An 18,648-nucleotide genomic window follows, 5' to 3' on the forward strand; every position below is an offset into this window, starting at 1 on the left:
ATCAAGACCAGGTGGTTGATAGGCTGGGTGTGTAAGTACAGCAATGTATTGAGCTAACCAGTACTAATGATCCGTGCGGCTTGACCATATAACCTCAAGTGGCCTTGGACTCGACGATACGTCGGAGCATTCCAGGCACACTCGCTCGCTACGTCCCAACCCAATGCCAGTCCGCGCAAACGCGCGACTGCAACAGCTTGCTCAGTGACAATGGCTGTGTGGAACCACCCGATCCCATCCCGAACTCGGAAGTGAAACGCACACGCGCCGATGGTAGTGTGGGTCTCCCATGCGAGAGTAGGTCATCGCTGAGCATTTACACCGCAAGGCCGGTCCCCACAAGGGACCGGCCTTGTTCTTTTGCGCGGGCAAAAGTCCCGCAAGGGGTGCCGCGATCAGCGCGCCGCGACCGCTGCACTAAGTGGCGCCACTGCTTGGGAGCGCTGCTGCTTGGTGGGGGACGGCTCGGGACCACGCCGCGGCATTGCGGGTTACGTACGACTCGTGGACAAGAAAAAGCCGGCGCTTGGCCGGCTCTCTCGTGCTGCAGGCTGGGGAGCGCGGTTACAGGACCCGCGGCGGCTCCCCGCCCACGATGACCACGTCCGCCGGGCGCCTGGCGAACAGTCCCACGCTGACGACTCCGGGGATCTGGTTGATCTGCTGCTCCATCCTGACCGGGTCGGTGATGGACAGCCCGTGGACGTCGAGGATCCAGTTCCCGTTGTCGGTCACCACGCCCTGGCCTTCGCTGGCCTGTCGCCAGACTGGCTGGCCGGCGGTCATGGCGATCAGCTCGCGCGCGACCAGGCTGCGCGCCATCGGCACGACCTCGACCGGCAGCGGGAAACGGCCGAGTACGTCGACCTGCTTGGACGGGTCGACGATGCACACGAAGGTCTTGCTGGCTTCGGCGATGATCTTCTCGCGGGTAAGCGCCGCGCCACCGCCCTTGATCAGGCGGCGCTGCGGATCGCACTCGTCCGCGCCGTCGACGTAGAGCGCCAGCGGACCCGTGGCATTGAGGTCGAGGACATCGATTCCCACGGCACGCAAGCGTTCGGAGCTCTGCTCCGAGCTCGAGACCGCGCCGGCGATGCGGTCGCGGACGCGTCCGAGCGCCTCGATGAAGTAGGCGACGGTGGAACCGGTACCGACGCCGACGATGCTGCCGTCGGTGACGTACTCGATGGCCTTCTCGGCGGCCAGCCGCTTGGCTTCGGACATGGGTTACTCGAGGGAGAGGAGGTAGTCGTACTGGGCCGCGGAGACCGGGAACACCGACAGCCGGTTGCCCTTGCGGATCAGGGCGAACTCCTCGCCGAGCTGGTCGGCGTGCTGCTTGATCTCCTCGAGCGGGATCACGCGCTTGAGCTTGCGCTCGAAGGCCACGTCGACGAGGTACCAGCGCGGGGCTTCACGCGTGGCCTTCGGATCGTGGTACTTGGACTTGGCGTTGAACTGGGTCTCGTCCGGGTACGCTTCGCTGGCGACTGTCGCGATGCCCGCGATGCCCGGGACCTTGGTGTTGGAGTGGTAGAACAGGATCCGGTCCCCGACCTGCATGCCGTCGCGCATGAAGTTGCGCGCCTGGTAGTTGCGGACGCCGTCCCACGGTTCGGTGCCGACGCGCTCGAGGTCGTCGATCGAAAACGCGTCGGGTTCGGATTTCATCAGCCAGTGGCGGCGGGTCTTGCGCTTCATCGTCACTCTTGGAACAGGTGGGTGGCGCCCTCGGTGCAGGCCGCGTCCAGGCCCACGTCCCACTCGGCGACGGGTACCTGGTCGACCTGCTGGAGGTCGAACGCGGCGCCGACGAGCCAGGGCGGTCCGGCTCGCCCGCTGCGGTAGGCGAAGCTGCGATCGTACCAGCCGCCTCCCATCCCGAGCCGGTTGCCGGAGCGGTCGAAGCCGACCAGCGGCAGCACGACGAGCGACATCCGGTCCGCGTCGAGCGTGGAGGACGGCTCCAGGTCGGGCTCGGGGATTCCGTAGCGGTTGGTGACCAGCGGATCGCCGGGCCTCCAGGGTGCGAAGCGCAGCGTGCGGTCGTGGAGCACCGGCAGGCAGTAGATGCAGCCGGGCGGAAGGCGGAGCTGCCAGGCGTGCAGGCCGATCTCCCCGTCCATCGCCCAGTAGCCGGCGACGTAGCCTTCGGCCGGGGCGAACGGCAGTGCAAGGAGCCGGTCGGCGAGTCGTTCGGCGGCGGCGATCCGGCGCGGGGCCGGGAGCTCGCGGCGGGCCTGCCGCAGCGCGGCACGCATCAGGCTGCAGCGCTCATCGCGCGATTGGGTCATCGGATCGCCTCCGGCACCGGGCGCGGAAAAGCAGACGGCGGTACCGACCCGTGGCCCGTACCGCCGCTATGAATGCTGAGGTCCTCCGCCGATGGCGATGCGTACGAACGACCTTGAACCCGAGGTTCAGGTGGGAATGCGTGGGGGCTTTCGGGCTTTCCGCACGTGGCGGACTTGCGCTCCCGGCCTGCACTGCATCCCCGAGGTCGCTGTTAAGGGACAAGGCGAATGTTGCGTACGCCGTCGTCCACAGCAGAGGACTTGGAACGAAGTATACCGGGGTCCGCGCGGGGTACCAGTACCGTGGCGTGTGGTAGTCGGGCGGGGTTCAAGCGAGCGCGGAGTCGAGCAGCTGCTGCATGCGTCCCAGCGTGCTCGCCAGTTCACGCTCCTGCTTGGCCTCCTGCTGGCGCGCCTGCTGTACTTCGTGCGCGAAGTTCAGTGCGGCGAGGACGGCGACGCGGTCCAGCGCGGCCATGCGGTTGTTCCCGCGGATCTCGCGCATGCGCGCATCCAGCAGCCGGGCCGCCGCGAGCAGGCCGTCCTGCTCGTCGGGCGCGCAGCCGACGGTGTACTCGCGATCGAGGAGCCGCACGCTGACGGGGATCGTGTTGCTCACGTGTTCTGCTCCAGGGACTTGAGGCGGTCGATCATGGCCTCGACGCGGACCCGCGCCTGCTCGTTCTTGGCCAGCAGGCCGGCGCGCTCGGCGGCCAGCGACTCGTGCTGCTGCCGCAGGATGCGGTTCTCCTCCTGCAGGCGCCGGTTCCGCTCCGCGAGCTGCTCCACGCGGGCCAGCAGGGACTGCATCTGCTCGAGCAACTGGGACGCTTCCATCGCCGCACGATAGCAGAGGCCGGGAGCCGGTCAAGCGGCGGCAACGCAGGCACGGCGTGCCGTTGCTAGACTGGCTGCTTTCCCCCGAGGACCTTGTCCGTGCCCCACGAACCCACCCCGGAACTCCCCGAACTGGCCGACGTCCAGGCCGCGCTGGACCGGCTGCAGCCGGGCTTCGTCGCGCCGGAAGTCCATGGGGCGCTGTGCGGCTGGATCGCCGGCGGCGGTGGGGCGGTGGCCGACTGGCCGGCGCGGGTCCTGGCCGACGACACCCTGGCGGCACCGGCCGAGGGGAGCGTGCTGGACCGGCTCCGCATCGCCAGCCAGGCGCAGATGGAGGACCGCGGCTTCGACTTCAACCTGCTGCTGCCGGACTCGGGTGCATCGCTGCTGGAGCGCAGCGGCGCACTGTTCGACTGGTGCCGCGGGCTGCTGGGTGGCTTCGGCCTGGCCGCGGGCGCCAACCCGCCGCTGTCGGAGGAAGCGACCGAGGCGCTCGGCGACCTTGCCAAGCTCGCGCAGGCCCAGCCGCAGGAGGAGGGCGACGAGGAGGACGAGCAGGCCCTCGCCGAGATCGAGGAGTTCGTGCGGGTGGCCACGCTGCTCCTGCACGGGGACTGCGTGCTGGCGGTCCGCCACCGCAAGAGCCTGAACTGATGCCCGCCCCGCTGAAGATGCCGGCCAGCGCGCACGCGCGGCGGCGGCGCCAGCTGATGCGGATGGCGGGCGACGACGCGATCGTGATCGTGCCCGCCGCGCCCGAGCGCATCCGCAGCCGGGACACGCACCACCCGTACCGGCAGGACTCCGACCTGCTGTACCTGACCGGCTTCCTCGAGCCCGAGGCGGTGCTGGTCCTGGTCCCCGGCCGTGCGCACGGCGAGGCGATCCTGTTCTGCCGCGAGCGCGACCCCGCGCGCGAGGCCTGGGACGGTCCACGGGTCGGGCCGGAGGGCGCGGTCGAGGCGCTCGGCGTGGACGACGCCTACCCGATCAACGACCTCGACGACATCCTCCCCGGCCTGCTCGAAGGGCGGCGCCGGGTGTACTACCACTTCGGCCGCGACGTCGAGTTCGACCTCAAGCTGATCGGCTGGGTCAACCGCGTGCGCGCGATGATGAAGATGGGCAACCGCCCACCGCACGAGTTCCTGGAGCTGGGGCACCTGCTGGACGAGCAGCGCCTGTTCAAGGACCGCGACGAGCTGCGCTTCATGCGCCGGGCCGCGAAGATCAGCGTCGAAGCGCACGCCGCCGTGATGCGGGCGGTGCGCCCGGGCATGTACGAGTACGAGCTGCAGGCCGAGCTGGACTACGTGTTCCGCCGCAACGGCGCCGAGGCCGCCTACGGCAGCATCGTCGGGGCCGGCGCGAACGGTTGCGTGCTGCATTACGTCGCCAACCAGGACCGGATCGGCGCCTCCGACCTGGTGCTGGTCGATGCCGGGGCGGAGTACCGCGGCTATGCCGCCGACATCACCCGCACCTTCCCCGCGAGCGGCCGGTTCACGAAGGAGCAGCGGGCGCTGCATGACGTCGTGCACGAGGCCCAGCGCATGGCCTTGGCGGAGTCACGCCCCGGCAATTCGTATGGGCGCGTCCACGACGCCGCGGTCGAGGCCCTCACCGAAGGGCTGCTGCGGCTGGGCCTGCTGAAGGGCACGCTGGAGCAGCGCATCGCCGACGGGGCGTACCGGCGCTTCTACCCGCACAAAACCGGGCACTGGATCGGCCTGGACGTGCACGACGTGGGCGAGTACCGGATCGACGGCGAGTCGCGCCTGATCGAGCCGGGGATGGTCTTCACCATCGAGCCGGGCCTGTACGTGCGTCCGGACGACACCTCGGTCGCCGCGAAATGGCGCGGCATCGGCATTCGCATCGAGGACGACGTGCTGATCACCCGCGACAGCCACGAGGTGCTGACCGAAGGGCTGGCCCGCAGCGCCGGGGAGATCGAGGACTACATGGCCGGGGCACGCTGACGGACCCCCGGCGCATGGCCGCGGTACCGCTCCGGGGTCGGCGCGGTACCAGCGAGCGGCTCAGTCCAGCGCGGCGAAGCCTTCGCGGGTCATGTTGACCGGATCGCCGTCGGTGCAGACCACCTCGTCCTCGATCCGGATCCCGCCATACGGACGCAGCGCGTCCACGCGGTCCCAGTTGACCGCACCGGCATGCTCGCCTTCCGCCAATTCCTTCATCAGCAGCTCGGCGAAGTAGATGCCCGGCTCGATGGTCACCACCGCGCCCGGCTCCAGGCGGCGGGTCAGGCGCAGGTAGGGATGTCCGGCGGGCGGCTCGATCCGGCCGCCTTCCTCGGAGGCGAGGAAGCCGCCCACGTCATGCACCTGCAGGCCGATGTAGTGGCCGATGCCGTGGGGGAAGAACTTCGCGCTCACCCCCGTCTCCACCATGGATTCGGGCGCCATGTCGACGATCCCGGCCTGGTGGAGGATGGTGGCCATCTCCAGGTGCGCGTGCAGGTGGACGTCGGCGTAGTCGGTGCCGGCGCGGACCCGGTCACAGATGCGCAGCTCGGCCGCGTCCACCTGCTCGATGAGTTGCTGGAACTCGCCCGTGGTGTCGTACGCGTGGGTGCGGGTGATGTCGCAGGCGTAGCCGTCGTGGCTGGCGCCGGCGTCGATCAGGAAGCTGCGGATCTCCCGCGGCGGCACGCGGTCGCGTTCGGTGTAGTGCAGGACCGCGGCGTGCTCGTTGAGGCCGACGATGTTGCCGTAGGGCAGGTCGTTCGCGTCCTGGCGCGCGGCCTGGCAGTAGGCCAGGTGGATGCCGAACTCGCTCGCGCCGGCGCGGAAGGCGCGCTCGGCGGCGCGGTGGGCGCGCACCCCGTGTTCGGTCGCGCGGCGCATCATCGCGATCTCGTAGTCGGTCTTCACCGCGCGGTGGTACTCGAGGTAATTGACCACCGCGGCCGGGTTGTTCGGGGTGTAGTCGCCGACCGCGCTGGACGCCTCGCCGAGGATGGCGCAGCGCCCGGCCTCCGCCGGCAGGTGCTGCAGCGCTTCTTCCGGCGTGCGGATGACCACGACGTCGAAGTGCTCGACCCAGTAGCCCGACGGCGCGTCCGGGACCACGTGCCAGTAGTCGTAGGGCTGCAGGTAGAGGATCTTCGGGCGTTCGCCCGGGGTGTAGACAAGCCAGCTCCCCGGGTTGCGGACCAGCGGCGCCCACGCCTTGAACTGCGGGTTGACCGCGTACGGGTAATCGCGGTCGTCGAACAGGTGGTAGTGGATCGTGCCGCTCGGCACCAGCAGGTGGGCGAAGCCGCCGCGCTCCAGGGCGCGTTCGGCGAGCGACTGCATGCGCGCGAGGTGGGCCGGGTAGGTCGATGCGAGGTCCTGGGTGGACATGGCGATCCTCGGTTGGGGATGGCCCATTGTCTCCCTCCCGCGCACTCGGCGTCAGGGGCCGAACGGCACGGTCAGCCGCTGCCGCGCTCGATCCACGCCTGCAGGCGCCTGCGCTGTCCGGGCGGCAGGTGGATGAAGTGCAGGCCGGCCCAGGTCCGGCCCTGCACGGCGTCGGGGTCCAGCCACAGCACCTGTGCACCCACCTGCACCGGGTCGTTCCCCGGGGCCACGGACGACAGGTCGAACCGGAGCTGGTAGAGCGCGTCGGCACGCAGCTGCCCGTCCACCAGCAGCAGCATCCCGCTCTCGGACAGGTTCCCGATCCGGCCCACCACCTTGCCGGTCATGCAGTCGGTCACCTCGACCCGCCCCTCGACGTCGCGGCGCGGCTTGTGCCGGCGGCTGCGGAAGTCCACATCGCTCATGGCGCACCCTCCACGCCGCTGGTACCGGGCTCCGCCTCGGCGCCGGCCGGCTGCAGGCTGGCGACCATCGCGCGCCAGGCATGGTCCAGCACGTCCAGCGGATGCTCGCCCAGCAACCGGGCACTGCCGGAGGCGAGCATGCGCGCCAGCTCGGACATGTTGCCGGCCGGCACCCGGGACGGTGGCTGGCCACGGACATTGAGCAGCAGCACGCGCCCGCTGTCCGCGCCGCGCCAAACCAGGCGCAGGCGCTGCAGGCCGCCCGGGAGGTCGCCGGCGTCGAATTCCAGCCACTGCCCGTCGGGCAGCGCGGCAAGGCGTGACTCCCACTCCTGTTCGCCCCTGCGGCGCCCGGGGTTTGCCGCGTGCGCCTGCGGCCCGGGCTCGTCGCCGCGGTCGCCCAGGCGGCTGCGTTCCTTCATCTCCAGTGCCAGCTCCGTGCGCGACGCCGCGTCGGCGTCGGGGTTGCCGGTGCCGGTCAGGTAGCCGGCGATCGCCGCCGCCTGCTCCGGGTGGTATCCGATCAGCCCCAGGGCCTCGCGGATGCGCAGGGAATGTTCGGGCCCGGCCGGCTCAGCGTCGTGGAGCGCCCTGGTAATGGCGGCGGTGGTTTCCATGTGCGCGTGCCACTGCTCGGACGTGGTGCCGTGGCGCAGCGCCACCATCGCCAGGGCGTCCGTCCAGGGCTGCTCGAGCAGGCTGCGGACGAAGCGCGGCAGGTTCCGCTCGCCCAGCGTCCACTCCAGCGCGGTCGCGGCGCTGCGGCGAGCGGACAGGAGCCGCTCGCGGCCCCGGGCGGCCTCCACGTTGCGGCGCTCGGCGATCTCGGCGCGGCGCAGCGCGGCCTGCAGCGGTTCCTCGAGGGCGGCCCAGGCTTCCTCGAAGGTCTCCGGCTCGTGCGGATACTGCATCGCCAGTTCACGCACGACTTCCTGCATGCGCTCCAGCAGCTGCGGGTCCAGGCCTTCGCTGCCGTGGTAGGCGGCGGCGGACTCGGCGACCGTCGCCAGCAACTTGCGCTGCGGGGCGGAGGGGCGGACGAGGAAGCCGGGGTCGCGCACCGCGAGCCGCAGCAGCGGCATCTGCAGGCCGGCGAGCAGCGTATGTGCCGAGGGGTGGACGCGATCCAGCAGTCGCATGTACAGGTCCCCGAACAGGGCCAGCGAGTCCGCCTGCTCGTCGCCGGGGACCGCGTCGGTGCCCAGCCGTTGCGCCTGTTCGTGCACCGCCTGCCGCAGCCGCGCCGTCGAGCGGGCGACCACCGGCCCGACCTGCAGCGCGGCCAGCACGTTGTCCAGCTCCTGTGCGCCGAGCACCGGCGGCGGGACGCGGTCGGCGTTGCCGGAAAGGCGCGAGAGCAGGTAGCGGCGTTCGGCCATCCACTGCCGCATCTGTGCCAGGCGGCGGTCCTCGGCGAGCGCGGCCGTTTCCGGCGACGGCGTGGTGGCGGACCCCGCCGGTGCGCGAGGAGCCCGCGTGGGCGGGGCCGCCGAGGCGGGACGTGGCCGCAGCGGCACGTAGGTCAGCCCCGGCAGCACGCCGGCCCGGTCCAGTACGGCGTTCATCGAATCGGCCATGGCCGGGAAGTCCGCCAGCCCTTCGGTCTCGAACGCACGCAGCAGCACCTTGCGCGCGTCGTCGTCCAGCTTCAGCTCGGTCGCGGCGGTCAGCACCGCCTGCGCCAGCGCACGCGCGCCAACGGGGAGGCGGGCGGCGGTGAAGGCCGGGGCGGCGGCGAGCACGCCGAAGCGCTGCCCCAGCAACAGCAGCGGAAGCCCGGCCCTGGCCTCCTGCCGGCGGCCGAGTTCGTCCAGCAGCCCGGCCTCGTCGAGTTCGGTCTCCTCCACCAGGCGCAGGTCGAGCGGCGCGGCCTTCACTTGGGCCGGTGCGGGTACGTGTACCGGCGGAGGGGGGGGATCACGCAGCGCTTCCAGCGTGTCGCGCAGGTCCGACAGCAACCGCGGCAGCAGCCGCAGGCGGTTGTCGACCAGGCGCTGGAGGTTGCCGTGCCAGTGCGCTTCCAGGATCGCGCCGGTGGAGACCTGGGCCCGGTGGTGCAGTTGCCGCTGGGTCGCCACCAGCGTCGCCTCGATCCGCCGTCCCAGTTCCAGCGCCAGGTGCGCGTGCAGCGCGTCGACCGCGACGCGCACCCCGGGCGGCAGCCGGGACGGTGCAACGTCGCGGGGGCTGGAGGGAGCTGGCGGCATCAGGACGTGGATCCGGTAGTCATCAGGTACAGATCGGCAGCTGCGGCGGAAGCTTTAGCCGCTAGGCCGGTGGGGCCAGGAACAGCGATACCACGTCGTTCGTGAAGCGCCGGCCCAGGGGGGTGGGGCGCACGCGATCGCCGGCAATCTCGAGCCAGCCGCGCGCGGATGCCGCCTCCAGGCGGGGCTGAATGGTGGTCCGCGGCAGGCCGGTGCGAAGTTCGAACGTGTCCAGGCCGAAGCCCTCCACCAGCCGCAGCGCATTGAGCATGAACTCGAAGGCGCGCTGCGCCGGGGCCACCCGGTCGTCCCCCCCGATGTTCGCCGGCGTACCGGCGCTCGCCAGGTAGCGGGCGGGGTGGCGCTGCTTCCAGCGCCGCAGGATCGAGCCGTCGTGGCCGAAGGTCACCTTGCCGTGCGCACCGGCACCGATGCCCAGGTAGTCGCCGTAGGCCCAGTAGTTGAGGTTGTGGCGGCATTGCCTTCCCGCGCGGGCGTAGGCACTCACCTCGTACTGCTCGAAGCCGCGTTCCGCCAGCAGGGCCTGGCAGTGCTCCTGCATGTCCCAGGCCAGGTCGTCGTCGGGGAGGCAGGCGGGCGGACGGGCGGCGAACAGGGTGTTGGGTTCCAGCGTCAGCTGGTAATGGCTGACGTGGCTCGGGCCCAGCGCGAAGGCCCGCTCCAGGTCGTGCACCGCCATGTCCAGGTCCTGGCCCGGGAGGGCGTACATCAGGTCCAGGTTGAAGTTGTCGAAGCCGGCGTCGGTCGCCAGCTTCACCGCGGCCTCGGCCTCGCGGCTGTCGTGGATGCGTCCCAGCCGCCGCAGGCAGCCGTCGTCGAAGCTCTGGATGCCGAAGCTCAGCCGGTTCACGCCCGCGGCCAGGTAGCCCTCGAAGCGCCCGTGCTCGGCCGTGCCGGGGTTGGTCTCCAGGGTGATCTCGCAGCCGGGGACCAGCTGCAGCCGCGCGCTGGCGCCCTGCAGGAAGCGGTCGATCTGTTCCGGCGGCATCAGGCTGGGCGTGCCGCCGCCGAAGAACACCGACTGCACCGGCCGGCCCCACACCATCGGCAGGTCCTGGTCCAGGTCCCGCAGCAACGCGTCGACGTAGTCCGCGAACGGCGGCTCGCCCTTCGCCTGGTGCGAGTTGAAATCGCAGTACGGGCACTTGCGCACGCACCACGGCACGTGGACGTACAGCGACAACGGCGGCGGGCTGGCGATCACTCCGCCCCGAGCTGCTGGCGCAGCACCTGCAACGCCTTCCCGCGATGGCTCGCGGCATCCTTTACCGCCGGGTCGAGCTCGGCCGCGCTCAGCCCATGCTCCGGATCCAGGAACACCGGGTCGTAGCCGAAGCCGCGATTGCCGCGGGGCGCGCGCAGGATCCTGCCGCGCCATTCGCCCTGTGCGAGCAGCGGGCGCGGATCCGTGGGGTGGCGCAGCAGCGCCAGGGTGCAATGGAACGAGGCGCCGCGCCGGTCGTCGGGCAGGCCCTCGAGTGCGCCCAGAAGCTTCTCGATGTTCCGGGCCGGGTGGACCGGCTCGCCCGCATAGCGCGCCGAGTACAGCCCCGGCGCACCGTCCAGCGCGTCCACGCACAGCCCGGAGTCGTCGGCCAGCGCCGGCAGGCCGGTCACTTCGGCGGCATGCCGGGCCTTGAGCAGCGCGTTCTCGACGAAGCTCAGCCCGGTCTCGGGGATGTCCTCGACGCCCAGCTCGCCCTGGGCGACGAACTCGTACCCCGCGGCGCCCAGCAGGCGGTTGAACTCCGCAAGCTTGCCGGCGTTGCCGGACGCGACCACGATCCGCTTCATCAATGCCTCCGGTGCGCGCGGGTGCGGGTCAGCTGCCCAGGGCTTCGCGCTGGATCTCGACCAGCCGCGCGATCCCCTGCTCGGCCAGCGCGGTCATCGCGTCCAGCTCCTCGCGGCGGAAGGCATGGCCCTCCGCGGTGCCCTGCAGCTCGATGAAACCGCCGCCGTCGTTCATCACCACGTTCATGTCGGTGTCGCAGTCCACGTCCTCGGCGTAGTCGAGGTCCAGCACTGGCACGCCGCGATAGATGCCGACCGAGACCGCCGCCACCGCGCCGAAGATGGGCGGGCGGCCGGCGCGGGCCTTCACCTCGCCGCGCCGCACCAGCACGTCCACCGCATCGACCAGCGCGACGTAGGCGCCGGTGATCGCCGCAGTGCGGGTGCCGCCGTCGGCCTGGATCACGTCGCAATCGAGGGTGATCGTGCGCTCGCCCAGGGCCTTGCGGTCCACGCAGGCGCGCAGGCTGCGGCCGATCAGGCGCTGGATCTCCAGCGTGCGCCCGCCCTGCTTGCCTCGCGCGGCCTCGCGGTCGCTGCGGGTATGCGTGGCACGCGGGAGCATGCCGTACTCGGCGGTGACCCAGCCCTCGCCCTTGCCGCGCAGCCAGCCGCCGACGCGGTTCTCGACACTGGCGGTGCACAGCACCTGGGTGTCGCCGAAACTGACCAGCACCGAGCCTTCCGCATGGCGGGTGAAGTGGCGCTGGATGCGGATCGGGCGCAGCTCGTCCGGGGCGCGACCACTGGGACGGGCGAAGCCGTCGGGAACCACTGCTGCCATGCCACGAGTACCGGTGAGGGGGCGCGCGAGTTTACCATCCGGGGCCCTCCGGCCCCCTGGGAGCCACGCATGATCCGAAGCATGACCGCCTACGCCAGTGGCGAGCGCGAGACCCCCTGGGGCACGCTTTCCTGCGAGCTGCGCTCGGTCAACCACCGCTTCCTGGAGACGGGGATGCGGGTGCACGAGGACCTGCGCACGCTGGAGCCGGTGCTGCGCGAACGCATCGCCGCGCGCGTCAGCCGCGGCAAGCTCGACCTGTCCCTGCGCCTGCGTGCGCCGGAGCAGCAGCAGGGCCTGCAGCTGGACGAGGCGCGGATCGCCGAGCTCGCCGACGCGGCCCGTCGCCTGGGCGAGCACTTCCACGGCATGCGGGTGGAGTTCACGCAGCTGTTGCAGTTCCCCGGCGTGCAGCGGGCGGCATCGGTCGACGGCGACGCGCTCAAGGCGGAGGTGCTGGCGCTGCTGGACGAAGTGCTGGACGGGTTCCTCGAGGCCCGTGCGCGCGAGGGCGCGCGCCTGGCCACGGCGATCCACGAGCGCCTGGACGGCATCGAACGCATCGCCGCCGAGGTCCGCACGATGATGCCGGCCCTGCGCGCCGGCCAACGGCAGAAGCTGGAGACCCGCCTGGCCGAGCTGGCCCAGCCCGCCGACCCGGGCCGGCTGGAACAGGAGCTGGTACTCGCGCTGCAGAAACTGGACGTGGACGAGGAGCTCGACCGTCTGGACGCCCACGTGGCGGAGGCGCGCCGCGTCCTCGGGCTGAAGGAAGCGGTCGGGCGCCGGCTCGACTTCCTGCTGCAGGAGTTCAACCGCGAGGCCAATACGCTGGGCTCCAAGTCGGTCGACAGCCGAAGCTCCAACGCAGCGGTCGAGCTCAAGGTGCTGATCGACCAGGTGCGCGAGCAGGTCCAGAACATCGAATGAGCCGTGCGGCAGGCCAGCCCGGGGCGCTCTGCTAAAGTGCGCCCCGCACGACCGGCCCAAGGCACCACTCCCATGAGCTCGCGCGGCACCCTGTTCATCGTTTCCGCGCCCTCCGGCGCCGGCAAGTCCAGCCTGGTGAATGCCGTGCTGGCCCGCGACCCGGCGATCCGGCTGTCGATCTCGTTCACCTCGCGCGCCCCGCGCCCGGGGGAGCGCCATGCCGAGCACTACCACTTCGTCGACGAGGCGGAGTTCGAGCGCATGGTCGAGGCCGGCGACTTCTTTGAGCATGCCCGCGTGCACGGCGACTGGAAGGGGACCGCCCGGCAGTCGGTGGAGCCGCAGCTGGCCGCGGGCAAGGACGTCCTGCTGGAGATCGACTGGCAGGGCGCCCGCCAGGTGCGGTCCAAGGTGCCCGGCGCGATCAGCGTGTTCATCCTGCCGCCCTCGCGCGATGCGCTGGAGCAGCGCATGCGCAAGCGCGGGCAGGACAGCGAGGAGGTCATCGCCCGCAGGCTGGCCGCGGCCCGCGAGGAGATGTCGCATTACGGCGAGTTCGACTACGTCGTGGTCAACGAGGACTTCCCGGTCGCGGTCGAGGAACTGTGCTCGATCTTCACCGCCAGTCGGCTGCGGCGCGCGGTGCAGACGGTGCGCCACGGCCGGCTCATCGCAAGCCTGCTGTCAGCTGACCCGTAAGCCCTTGACGGCAAACACGAACTTGCCCGCGCGCCGGCCGGTCGGATAGACTCCCGTACCCCTTTCTCCCCCCATGACGGCCCACAGGCCGGCAGGAGCCCCATGGCCCGCATCACCGTAGAGGACTGCCTGCAGGTAGTCGACAACCGCTTCGAGCTCGTCATGATGGCCGCCCGGCGCGCGCGCCAGCTGGCCAATGGCGTCGAGCCGCAGCTGGACAACAGCGAATCCGACGACAAGCCCACCGTGCTCGCCCTGCGCGAGATCGCCGCCCGCGCCATCGACACCGAGTACGTCGATGCCGTGGAGAAGGCCGAGCGCGAGCGCAAGGAGCGCGAGGCGATGGAGTGGGCCGCCGCCGAGATGGTCGCCGACGAGGACCTGGCCAAGGGCGAGGACTGAGTCCCGCCTGGCGCCTTCCGGCGCCACCGGCCCCGCCGCGGTACCCCGACGACCCCGCCCCGTGCGGGGTCTTCGCGTTGTGGCGCGTTGCGTGGCGCGGTGGGCGGCTTCAAGATGCCTGCATGCTTCCGGTCGAATCCCCCGCCATCCCTGCTGCCCCGGTGCCCGACGACGCGGCGCTGCCGCAGTACATGCGCGAGTTCGAGAAGGCCGCGGCCTACCTCGGGCCCGGGCAGATCGCACTGCTGCGCCGGGCCTGGGCGGTCGGCGCGGCGGCGCATGCCGGCCAGACCCGCAAGTCCGGCGAGCCCTACATCACCCACCCGGTGGCGGTGGCCCAGGTGCTCGCCGAGCAGCGCCTGGACGTGGAGACGCTGCTGGCGGCGATCCTGCACGACACCATCGAGGACACCCCGCTGACGCGCGAGGCGATCGCCTCGGAGTTCGGCGAGACCGTCGCCGAGCTGGTCGACGGGGTCACCAAGCTCGACAAGCTGCAGTTCCGCGACCGCCAGGAGGCGACCGCCGAGAGCTTCCGCAAGATGCTGCTGGCGATGTCGCGCGACCTGCGGGTCATCCTGATCAAGCTGGCCGACCGGCTGCACAACATGCGCACCCTGGGCGCCCAGTCCGCCGAGGCGCGCACCCGCATCGCCCGCGAGACCCTGGAGATCTACGCGCCCATCGCCCAGCGGCTGGGCATGAACCTGGTCAAGGCCGAGCTGCAGGACCTGGGGTTCCGCGCGCTGCATCCTTGGCGCCATGCGGTGATCGAGAAGCGCATCCGCAGCCAGCCGCTGCTGCGCCGCGAGCTGATGGCCAAGATCGAGGCGACCCTGGCCCAGAAGCTGGCCAAGGAGAAGCTCGAGCACCGGATCCACAGCCGGGTCAAGTCGCCGTGGAGCGTCTATACGAAGATGCGCACGGAGAACAAGAGCTTCGCCCAGGTCATGGACGTGTTCGGGTTCCGGATCATCCTGGACCGGGTGGCCAACTGCTACCACGCGCTCGGCGTCGCGCACGCGACCTACAAGCCGCTGGACGCGCGCTTCCGCGATTTCATCGCCATCCCCAAGGCCAACGGCTACCAGTCCCTGCACACGGTGCTGTTCGGTCCGGACGGCAGCCCGGTCGAGGTCCAGCTGCGCACCGCGGAGATGGACCTGGTGGCGGAGAAGGGCATCGCCGCGCACTGGTCCTACAAGGACGGCGCCGAGGGCCCCAACAGCGCCCAGAGCCGGGCCTACAACTGGATCACCGGCCTGCTGGAGGCGCAGACCGCGGCCGGCTCGCCGCTGGAGTTCCTGGAGAACGTCAAGGTCGACCTGTTCCCCGACGAGGTCTACCTGTTCTCGCCCAAGGGCGACATCCTGGCGCTGCCGCGCAACTCGACCGCGCTGGACTTCGCCTACGCGGTGCATACCGACGTGGGCAACCAGGCGGTGGCGGCCCGCGTCGACGGAAAGCTGGTCCCCCTGCGCACCGCGCCGAGCAACGGCCAGCGGGTCGAGATCATTACCGCGCGCTCCTCGGTGCCCAAGCCGCAATGGCTGGAGTTCGTGGTCACCGGCAAGGCGCGCACCGCGATCCGCCAGCAGCTCAAGCTGATCGGCCACGAGGACGCGGTGCAGCTGGGCCACCGGATGCTCGACCGCGCTCTGGAGACGCTGGCCAGCTCGGTGGAGCGGGTGCCGGAGGCGCACCTGCAGGCCTATTTGGGCGAGAACCGCTACCCGCGCCTGGAGGCGCTGCTGGCCGACATCGCCCTGGGCAACCGGATGCCGGGGCAGGTGGCGCTGGCACTGGCCGGCGAGCCCGGGCTGGAGCTGCCGCGCAAGGGCGGCGCGATCCCGGCACTGGCACACGACCGGATCATGATCACCGGCACCGAGCGCGGCGTGATCAGCTTCGGCAACTGCTGCCTGCCCGTGCCCGGCGACGAGGTGATGGGTTTCCACACCTCCGGGCGCGGCGTGGTGGTGCACCGGCTGGACTGCCCGAACATCGTCGACTACCGCAAGTCGCCCGAGCGCTGGGTCGCGGTGGGCTGGGACCGCAAGGTCGAGGGCGACTTCGCGGCGGCGCTGCGGATCGAGGTCGACAACCGGCCGGGCGCGCTGGCCCGGGTCGCCGCGGCGATCGCCGAGGCCGAGTCCAACATCGACCGGGTGGAGTACCTGGAGCGCGACATCAACGTGGCGGTGCTGCGCTTCGGCATCGAGGTCCGCGACCGCCGCCACATCGCCAACGTGATCCGCCGCGTGCGGCGCCTGCAGGTGGTGCTGGGCGTGCAGCGGATCTGAGCTGCCGCCCTACAATGTCGCGTCCCCACCCACTGGAGCGCGCATGACCCGTACCCCGATCCACACCGACCAGGCCCCCGCCGCCATCGGCCCGTACTCGCAGGCGGTCCGCATGGGCCAGACCGTGTATCTGTCCGGCCAGATCCCGCTCGATCCCGCCACCGGCGAGATCGTCGAGGGCGACGTGGCGGTGCAGGCGCGGCGTTCGTTCGACAACCTCAAGGCCGTCTGCGAGGCCGCCGGCGGCTCCCTCGACCAGGTGGCCCGGCTGGGCCTGTACCTGACCGACCTGCGCGAGTTCGCCAAGGTCAACGAGGTCATGGCCGAGTACTTCCAGGCTCCGTACCCGGCGCGCTCCACCATCGAGGTGTCCGGCCTGCCCAAGGGCGCCGCGTTCGAGGTCGACGCCATCCTGGTCCTTGGCTAGACGCAACCCCCGGCCGGCACCGGCGCTGGCAGCGGTGGGCGACACGCCGCTGACCAGCCTGCCGGGTTGCGGGCCGAAGCTGGCGGAGAAGCTCGCCGCGCGCGGGTTGCTGACGCTGCAGGACCTGTGGCTGCAGCTGCCGCGCCAGTACGAGGACCGCACCCGGATCACCCCGATCGGCCTGCTGCGCCCCGGCGACACCACCCAGGTGGAGGGCAGGGTGCAGGCGGTCCAGCGTGGCTTCCGCTACCGCCCGGTGCTGAAGGTCGCGATCGCCGACGACTCGCACGGCACCCTGGTGCTGCGCTTCTTCCACTTCCGCTCCGCCCAGGTGAACCAGTTCCGGGTCGGGACGCGGGTGCGTGCCTACGGCACCGCCCGTCCCGGGCAAAACGGACTTGAGATCGTGCACCCGAGCTACCGGGTGCTCGGGGAGGACGAAGAGGAGGGGCTGGGCGAGAGCCTGGACCCGGTGTACCCGGCGGTCGAGGGCATCGGCCCGGTGTCGCTGCGGCGGTTCATCGCCGAGGCACTGGACCGGATCCCGGGCGACGACGAACTCGAGCTCCTGCCCGCCACCATGCGCGAGGGGCTGCCGTCCCTGCGCGAGGCGCTGCTGACCGTCCATCGCCCCCCGCGCGATGCCGACCTGGCCGCGCTGCTGGCCGGCACCCACCCGGCGCAGCGGCGGCTGGCGCTGGAGGAACTGCTCGCGCACAACCTCAGCCTGCGGCGCCAGCGCATAGCCCGGCGCGCCCATGCGGCCCCTGCGCTGGCCGACCCCTCGTTGGCGCTGGCGCTGCGCGAATCGCTTCCCTTTCCGCTGACCGGTGCGCAGGCGCGGGTGTTCGACGAGTTGCGTGCGGACCTGGCCTGCCCGGTGCCGATGCTGCGGCTGGTGCAGGGCGACGTGGGCTCCGGCAAGACCGTGGTGGCGGCAATGGCGGCGCTGCTTGCCGTGGCCGCGGGCCGGCAGGCCGCCCTGATGGCGCCGACGGAGCTGCTGGCCGAGCAGCACATGGCCAACCTGGCCGGGTGGCTCGAGCCACTGGGCGTCCGGGTGGCCTGGCTGGCCGGCAAGGTCACCGGCAGGGCCCGCGCCGCCGTGCTGGAACAGATCGCGTCGGGCCAGGCGCAGGTGGTCGTAGGCACCCACGCGCTGATGCAGGAGGGCGTGGAGTTCGCCAGCCTGGCGTTGGCGATCGTCGACGAGCAGCACCGCTTCGGCGTGCACCAGCGCCTGGCGCTGCGCGACAAGGGTGTCGCCGGTGGCGCGGTCGCGCACCAGCTGGTGATGACCGCCACGCCCATCCCGCGCACCCTGGCGATGTCGGCCTACGCCGACCTGGACGTGTCGGTGATCGACGAACTGCCGCCGGGGCGTACCCCCGTCCGCACCGTGGCACTGGCCGCCTCGCGCCGCCCGCAGCTGGTCGAGCGCATCCGCGCCGCGTGCGCCGAGGGCCGCCAGGCCTACTGGGTCTGCACGCTGATCGACGAGCCGGAGGAGGGCGCCGGCGCGGGTGCCGCCATGCGCATCGAGGCCGAGGCCGCGCAGACCACCTTCGAGCGCCTGTCGGAGCAGCTGGCGGAACTGCGGATCGGCCTGGTACACGGGCGGATGAAGGCGGCGGAGAAGCAGGCCGTCATGGCGGAGTTCAAGGCCGGCGGGATCGACCTGCTGGTCGCCACCACCGTGATCGAGGTGGGGGTGGACGTGCCCAACGCCTCGCTGATGATCATCGAGAACGCCGAGCGCCTGGGCCTGGCCCAGTTGCACCAGCTGCGGGGGCGGGTGGGGCGCGGCAGCGCGGAGTCCTCCTGCGTGCTGCTGTACCAGCCCCCGCTGTCGCAGACCGCACGCCTTCGCCTGGAAACCATGCGCGAGACCAACGACGGGTTCCTGATCGCCGAGCGCGACCTGGAGCTGCGTGGCCCCGGCGAGGTACTGGGTATCCGCCAGACCGGACTGGCCGAGTTCCGCCTGGCCGACCTCGCACGCGACGCCGACCTGCTGCCGCGCGTGCAGGCACTGGCCGACGAGTTGCTGGAGCGGGCCCCGGAGACCGCCGACCGGCTGGTCGCGCGCTGGGTCGGCGGCGCGACCCGCTTCGCCGCCGCCTGAGGGCGGCTTGGCCTCGCGCCCCG

General features: G+C 71.3%; 19 protein-coding genes, 2 rRNA genes and 1 other RNA gene. 10 read left to right on the plus strand and 12 right to left on the minus strand.

What is annotated here, in order from left to right:
* Positions 1-88 (plus strand): 23S ribosomal RNA (locus G545_RS0104435); the annotation flags it as partial.
* 112 nt (positions 89-200) lie between these two features.
* Positions 201-314, plus strand: a 5S ribosomal RNA gene (rrf, locus tag G545_RS0104440).
* Between the two features lie 250 nt (positions 315-564).
* Here rrf and rpiA read toward each other — a convergent pair.
* The 6 genes from rpiA to G545_RS0104465 all read right to left on the minus strand — a co-directional run bounded on the left by rpiA (position 565) and on the right by G545_RS0104465 (position 3,134).
* Positions 565-1,227 (minus strand): ribose-5-phosphate isomerase RpiA, encoded by a 663-nt coding sequence (gene rpiA / locus G545_RS0104445; RefSeq protein ID WP_027069338.1) that lies wholly within the window; start codon positions 1,225-1,227, stop codon positions 565-567.
* A gap of 3 nt (positions 1,228-1,230) precedes the next feature.
* Positions 1,231-1,704, minus strand: coding sequence for an EVE domain-containing protein (locus G545_RS0104450; protein WP_027069339.1), 474 nt, complete (start codon positions 1,702-1,704; stop codon positions 1,231-1,233).
* A 2-nt stretch (positions 1,705-1,706) separates the two neighbouring features.
* Positions 1,707-2,297, minus strand: a complete 591-nt coding sequence (locus G545_RS0104455) for a 5-formyltetrahydrofolate cyclo-ligase (protein WP_027069340.1) — start codon at positions 2,295-2,297, stop codon at positions 1,707-1,709.
* 78 nt (positions 2,298-2,375) lie between these two features.
* Positions 2,376-2,559, minus strand: a non-coding RNA gene (ssrS, locus tag G545_RS15230) — 6S RNA.
* Positions 2,560-2,625: 66 nt separating this feature from the next.
* Positions 2,626-2,916 (minus strand): cell division protein ZapA, encoded by a 291-nt coding sequence (locus G545_RS0104460; protein ID WP_027069341.1) that lies wholly within the window; start codon positions 2,914-2,916, stop codon positions 2,626-2,628.
* Entirely contained in the window at positions 2,913-3,134 is a 222-nt protein-coding gene (locus G545_RS0104465) for a TIGR02449 family protein (protein ID WP_027069342.1), read from the minus strand. The genes G545_RS0104460 and G545_RS0104465 overlap by 4 nt, the downstream gene beginning before the upstream one ends.
* Positions 3,135-3,233: 99 nt before the next feature.
* Between G545_RS0104465 and G545_RS0104470 the strand changes: the two genes are divergently transcribed.
* Both G545_RS0104470 and G545_RS0104475 read left to right on the plus strand, forming a co-directional pair.
* Positions 3,234-3,791, plus strand: coding sequence for a UPF0149 family protein (locus G545_RS0104470; RefSeq protein WP_036138334.1), 558 nt, complete (start codon positions 3,234-3,236; stop codon positions 3,789-3,791).
* Positions 3,791-5,119, plus strand: a complete 1,329-nt coding sequence (locus G545_RS0104475) for an aminopeptidase P N-terminal domain-containing protein (protein WP_027069344.1) — start codon at positions 3,791-3,793, stop codon at positions 5,117-5,119. Before G545_RS0104470 ends, G545_RS0104475 begins: the two co-directional genes overlap by 1 nt.
* A gap of 60 nt (positions 5,120-5,179) precedes the next feature.
* Here G545_RS0104475 and pepQ read toward each other — a convergent pair whose 3' ends face one another.
* The 6 genes from pepQ to rph all read right to left on the minus strand — a co-directional run bounded on the left by pepQ (position 5,180) and on the right by rph (position 11,739).
* Positions 5,180-6,508 (minus strand): Xaa-Pro dipeptidase, encoded by a 1,329-nt coding sequence (gene pepQ, locus G545_RS0104480; RefSeq protein WP_027069345.1) that lies wholly within the window; start codon positions 6,506-6,508, stop codon positions 5,180-5,182.
* Positions 6,509-6,579: 71 nt separating this feature from the next.
* A complete protein-coding gene (locus tag G545_RS0104485; RefSeq protein ID WP_027069346.1) occupies positions 6,580-6,933 on the minus strand; it encodes a PilZ domain-containing protein in 354 nt (117 codons plus the stop codon).
* Positions 6,930-9,140, minus strand: a complete 2,211-nt coding sequence (locus tag G545_RS0104490; protein WP_081677726.1) for a DUF1631 family protein — start codon at positions 9,138-9,140, stop codon at positions 6,930-6,932. Before G545_RS0104490 ends, G545_RS0104485 begins: the two co-directional genes overlap by 4 nt.
* A gap of 61 nt (positions 9,141-9,201) precedes the next feature.
* Positions 9,202-10,365 carry a radical SAM family heme chaperone HemW gene (hemW, locus tag G545_RS0104495; protein ID WP_027069348.1) on the minus strand — a complete coding sequence of 388 codons (1,164 nt, stop codon included), beginning with the start codon at positions 10,363-10,365 and terminating at the stop codon, positions 9,202-9,204.
* The gene (rdgB, locus tag G545_RS15830; protein WP_027069349.1) at positions 10,362-10,955 is read right to left on the minus strand and encodes an RdgB/HAM1 family non-canonical purine NTP pyrophosphatase; all 594 of its coding nucleotides are present in this window, start codon (positions 10,953-10,955) and stop codon (positions 10,362-10,364) included. The genes hemW and rdgB overlap by 4 nt, the downstream gene beginning before the upstream one ends.
* A gap of 28 nt (positions 10,956-10,983) precedes the next feature.
* A complete protein-coding gene (rph, locus tag G545_RS0104505) occupies positions 10,984-11,739 on the minus strand; it encodes a ribonuclease PH (RefSeq protein ID WP_027069350.1) in 756 nt (251 codons plus the stop codon).
* Positions 11,740-11,808: 69 nt separating this feature from the next.
* Between rph and G545_RS0104510 the strand changes: the two genes are divergently transcribed.
* The 6 genes from G545_RS0104510 to recG all read left to right on the plus strand — a co-directional run bounded on the left by G545_RS0104510 (position 11,809) and on the right by recG (position 18,625).
* Complete coding sequence (locus G545_RS0104510; RefSeq protein ID WP_027069351.1) at positions 11,809-12,669, plus strand: YicC/YloC family endoribonuclease; 861 nt, start codon at positions 11,809-11,811, stop codon at positions 12,667-12,669.
* 72 nt (positions 12,670-12,741) lie between these two features.
* Positions 12,742-13,368, plus strand: coding sequence for a guanylate kinase (gmk, locus tag G545_RS0104515; RefSeq protein ID WP_027069352.1), 627 nt, complete (start codon positions 12,742-12,744; stop codon positions 13,366-13,368).
* Positions 13,369-13,470: 102 nt separating this feature from the next.
* Complete coding sequence (gene rpoZ / locus G545_RS0104520; RefSeq protein ID WP_027069353.1) at positions 13,471-13,770, plus strand: DNA-directed RNA polymerase subunit omega; 300 nt, start codon at positions 13,471-13,473, stop codon at positions 13,768-13,770.
* A gap of 122 nt (positions 13,771-13,892) precedes the next feature.
* Positions 13,893-16,073, plus strand: a complete 2,181-nt coding sequence (locus G545_RS0104525) for a RelA/SpoT family protein (RefSeq protein WP_036136355.1) — start codon at positions 13,893-13,895, stop codon at positions 16,071-16,073.
* Positions 16,074-16,116: 43 nt separating this feature from the next.
* Positions 16,117-16,500, plus strand: coding sequence for a RidA family protein (locus tag G545_RS0104530; protein ID WP_027069355.1), 384 nt, complete (start codon positions 16,117-16,119; stop codon positions 16,498-16,500).
* A gap of 25 nt (positions 16,501-16,525) precedes the next feature.
* Positions 16,526-18,625, plus strand: coding sequence for an ATP-dependent DNA helicase RecG (gene recG, locus G545_RS0104535; protein WP_027069356.1), 2,100 nt, complete (start codon positions 16,526-16,528; stop codon positions 18,623-18,625).
* The last annotated feature ends 23 nt before the right edge of the window (positions 18,626-18,648 follow it).

It is taken from the genome of Lysobacter defluvii IMMIB APB-9 = DSM 18482 (genome assembly GCF_000423325.1).
Classification (GTDB): domain Bacteria; phylum Pseudomonadota; class Gammaproteobacteria; order Xanthomonadales; family Xanthomonadaceae; genus Novilysobacter; species Novilysobacter defluvii.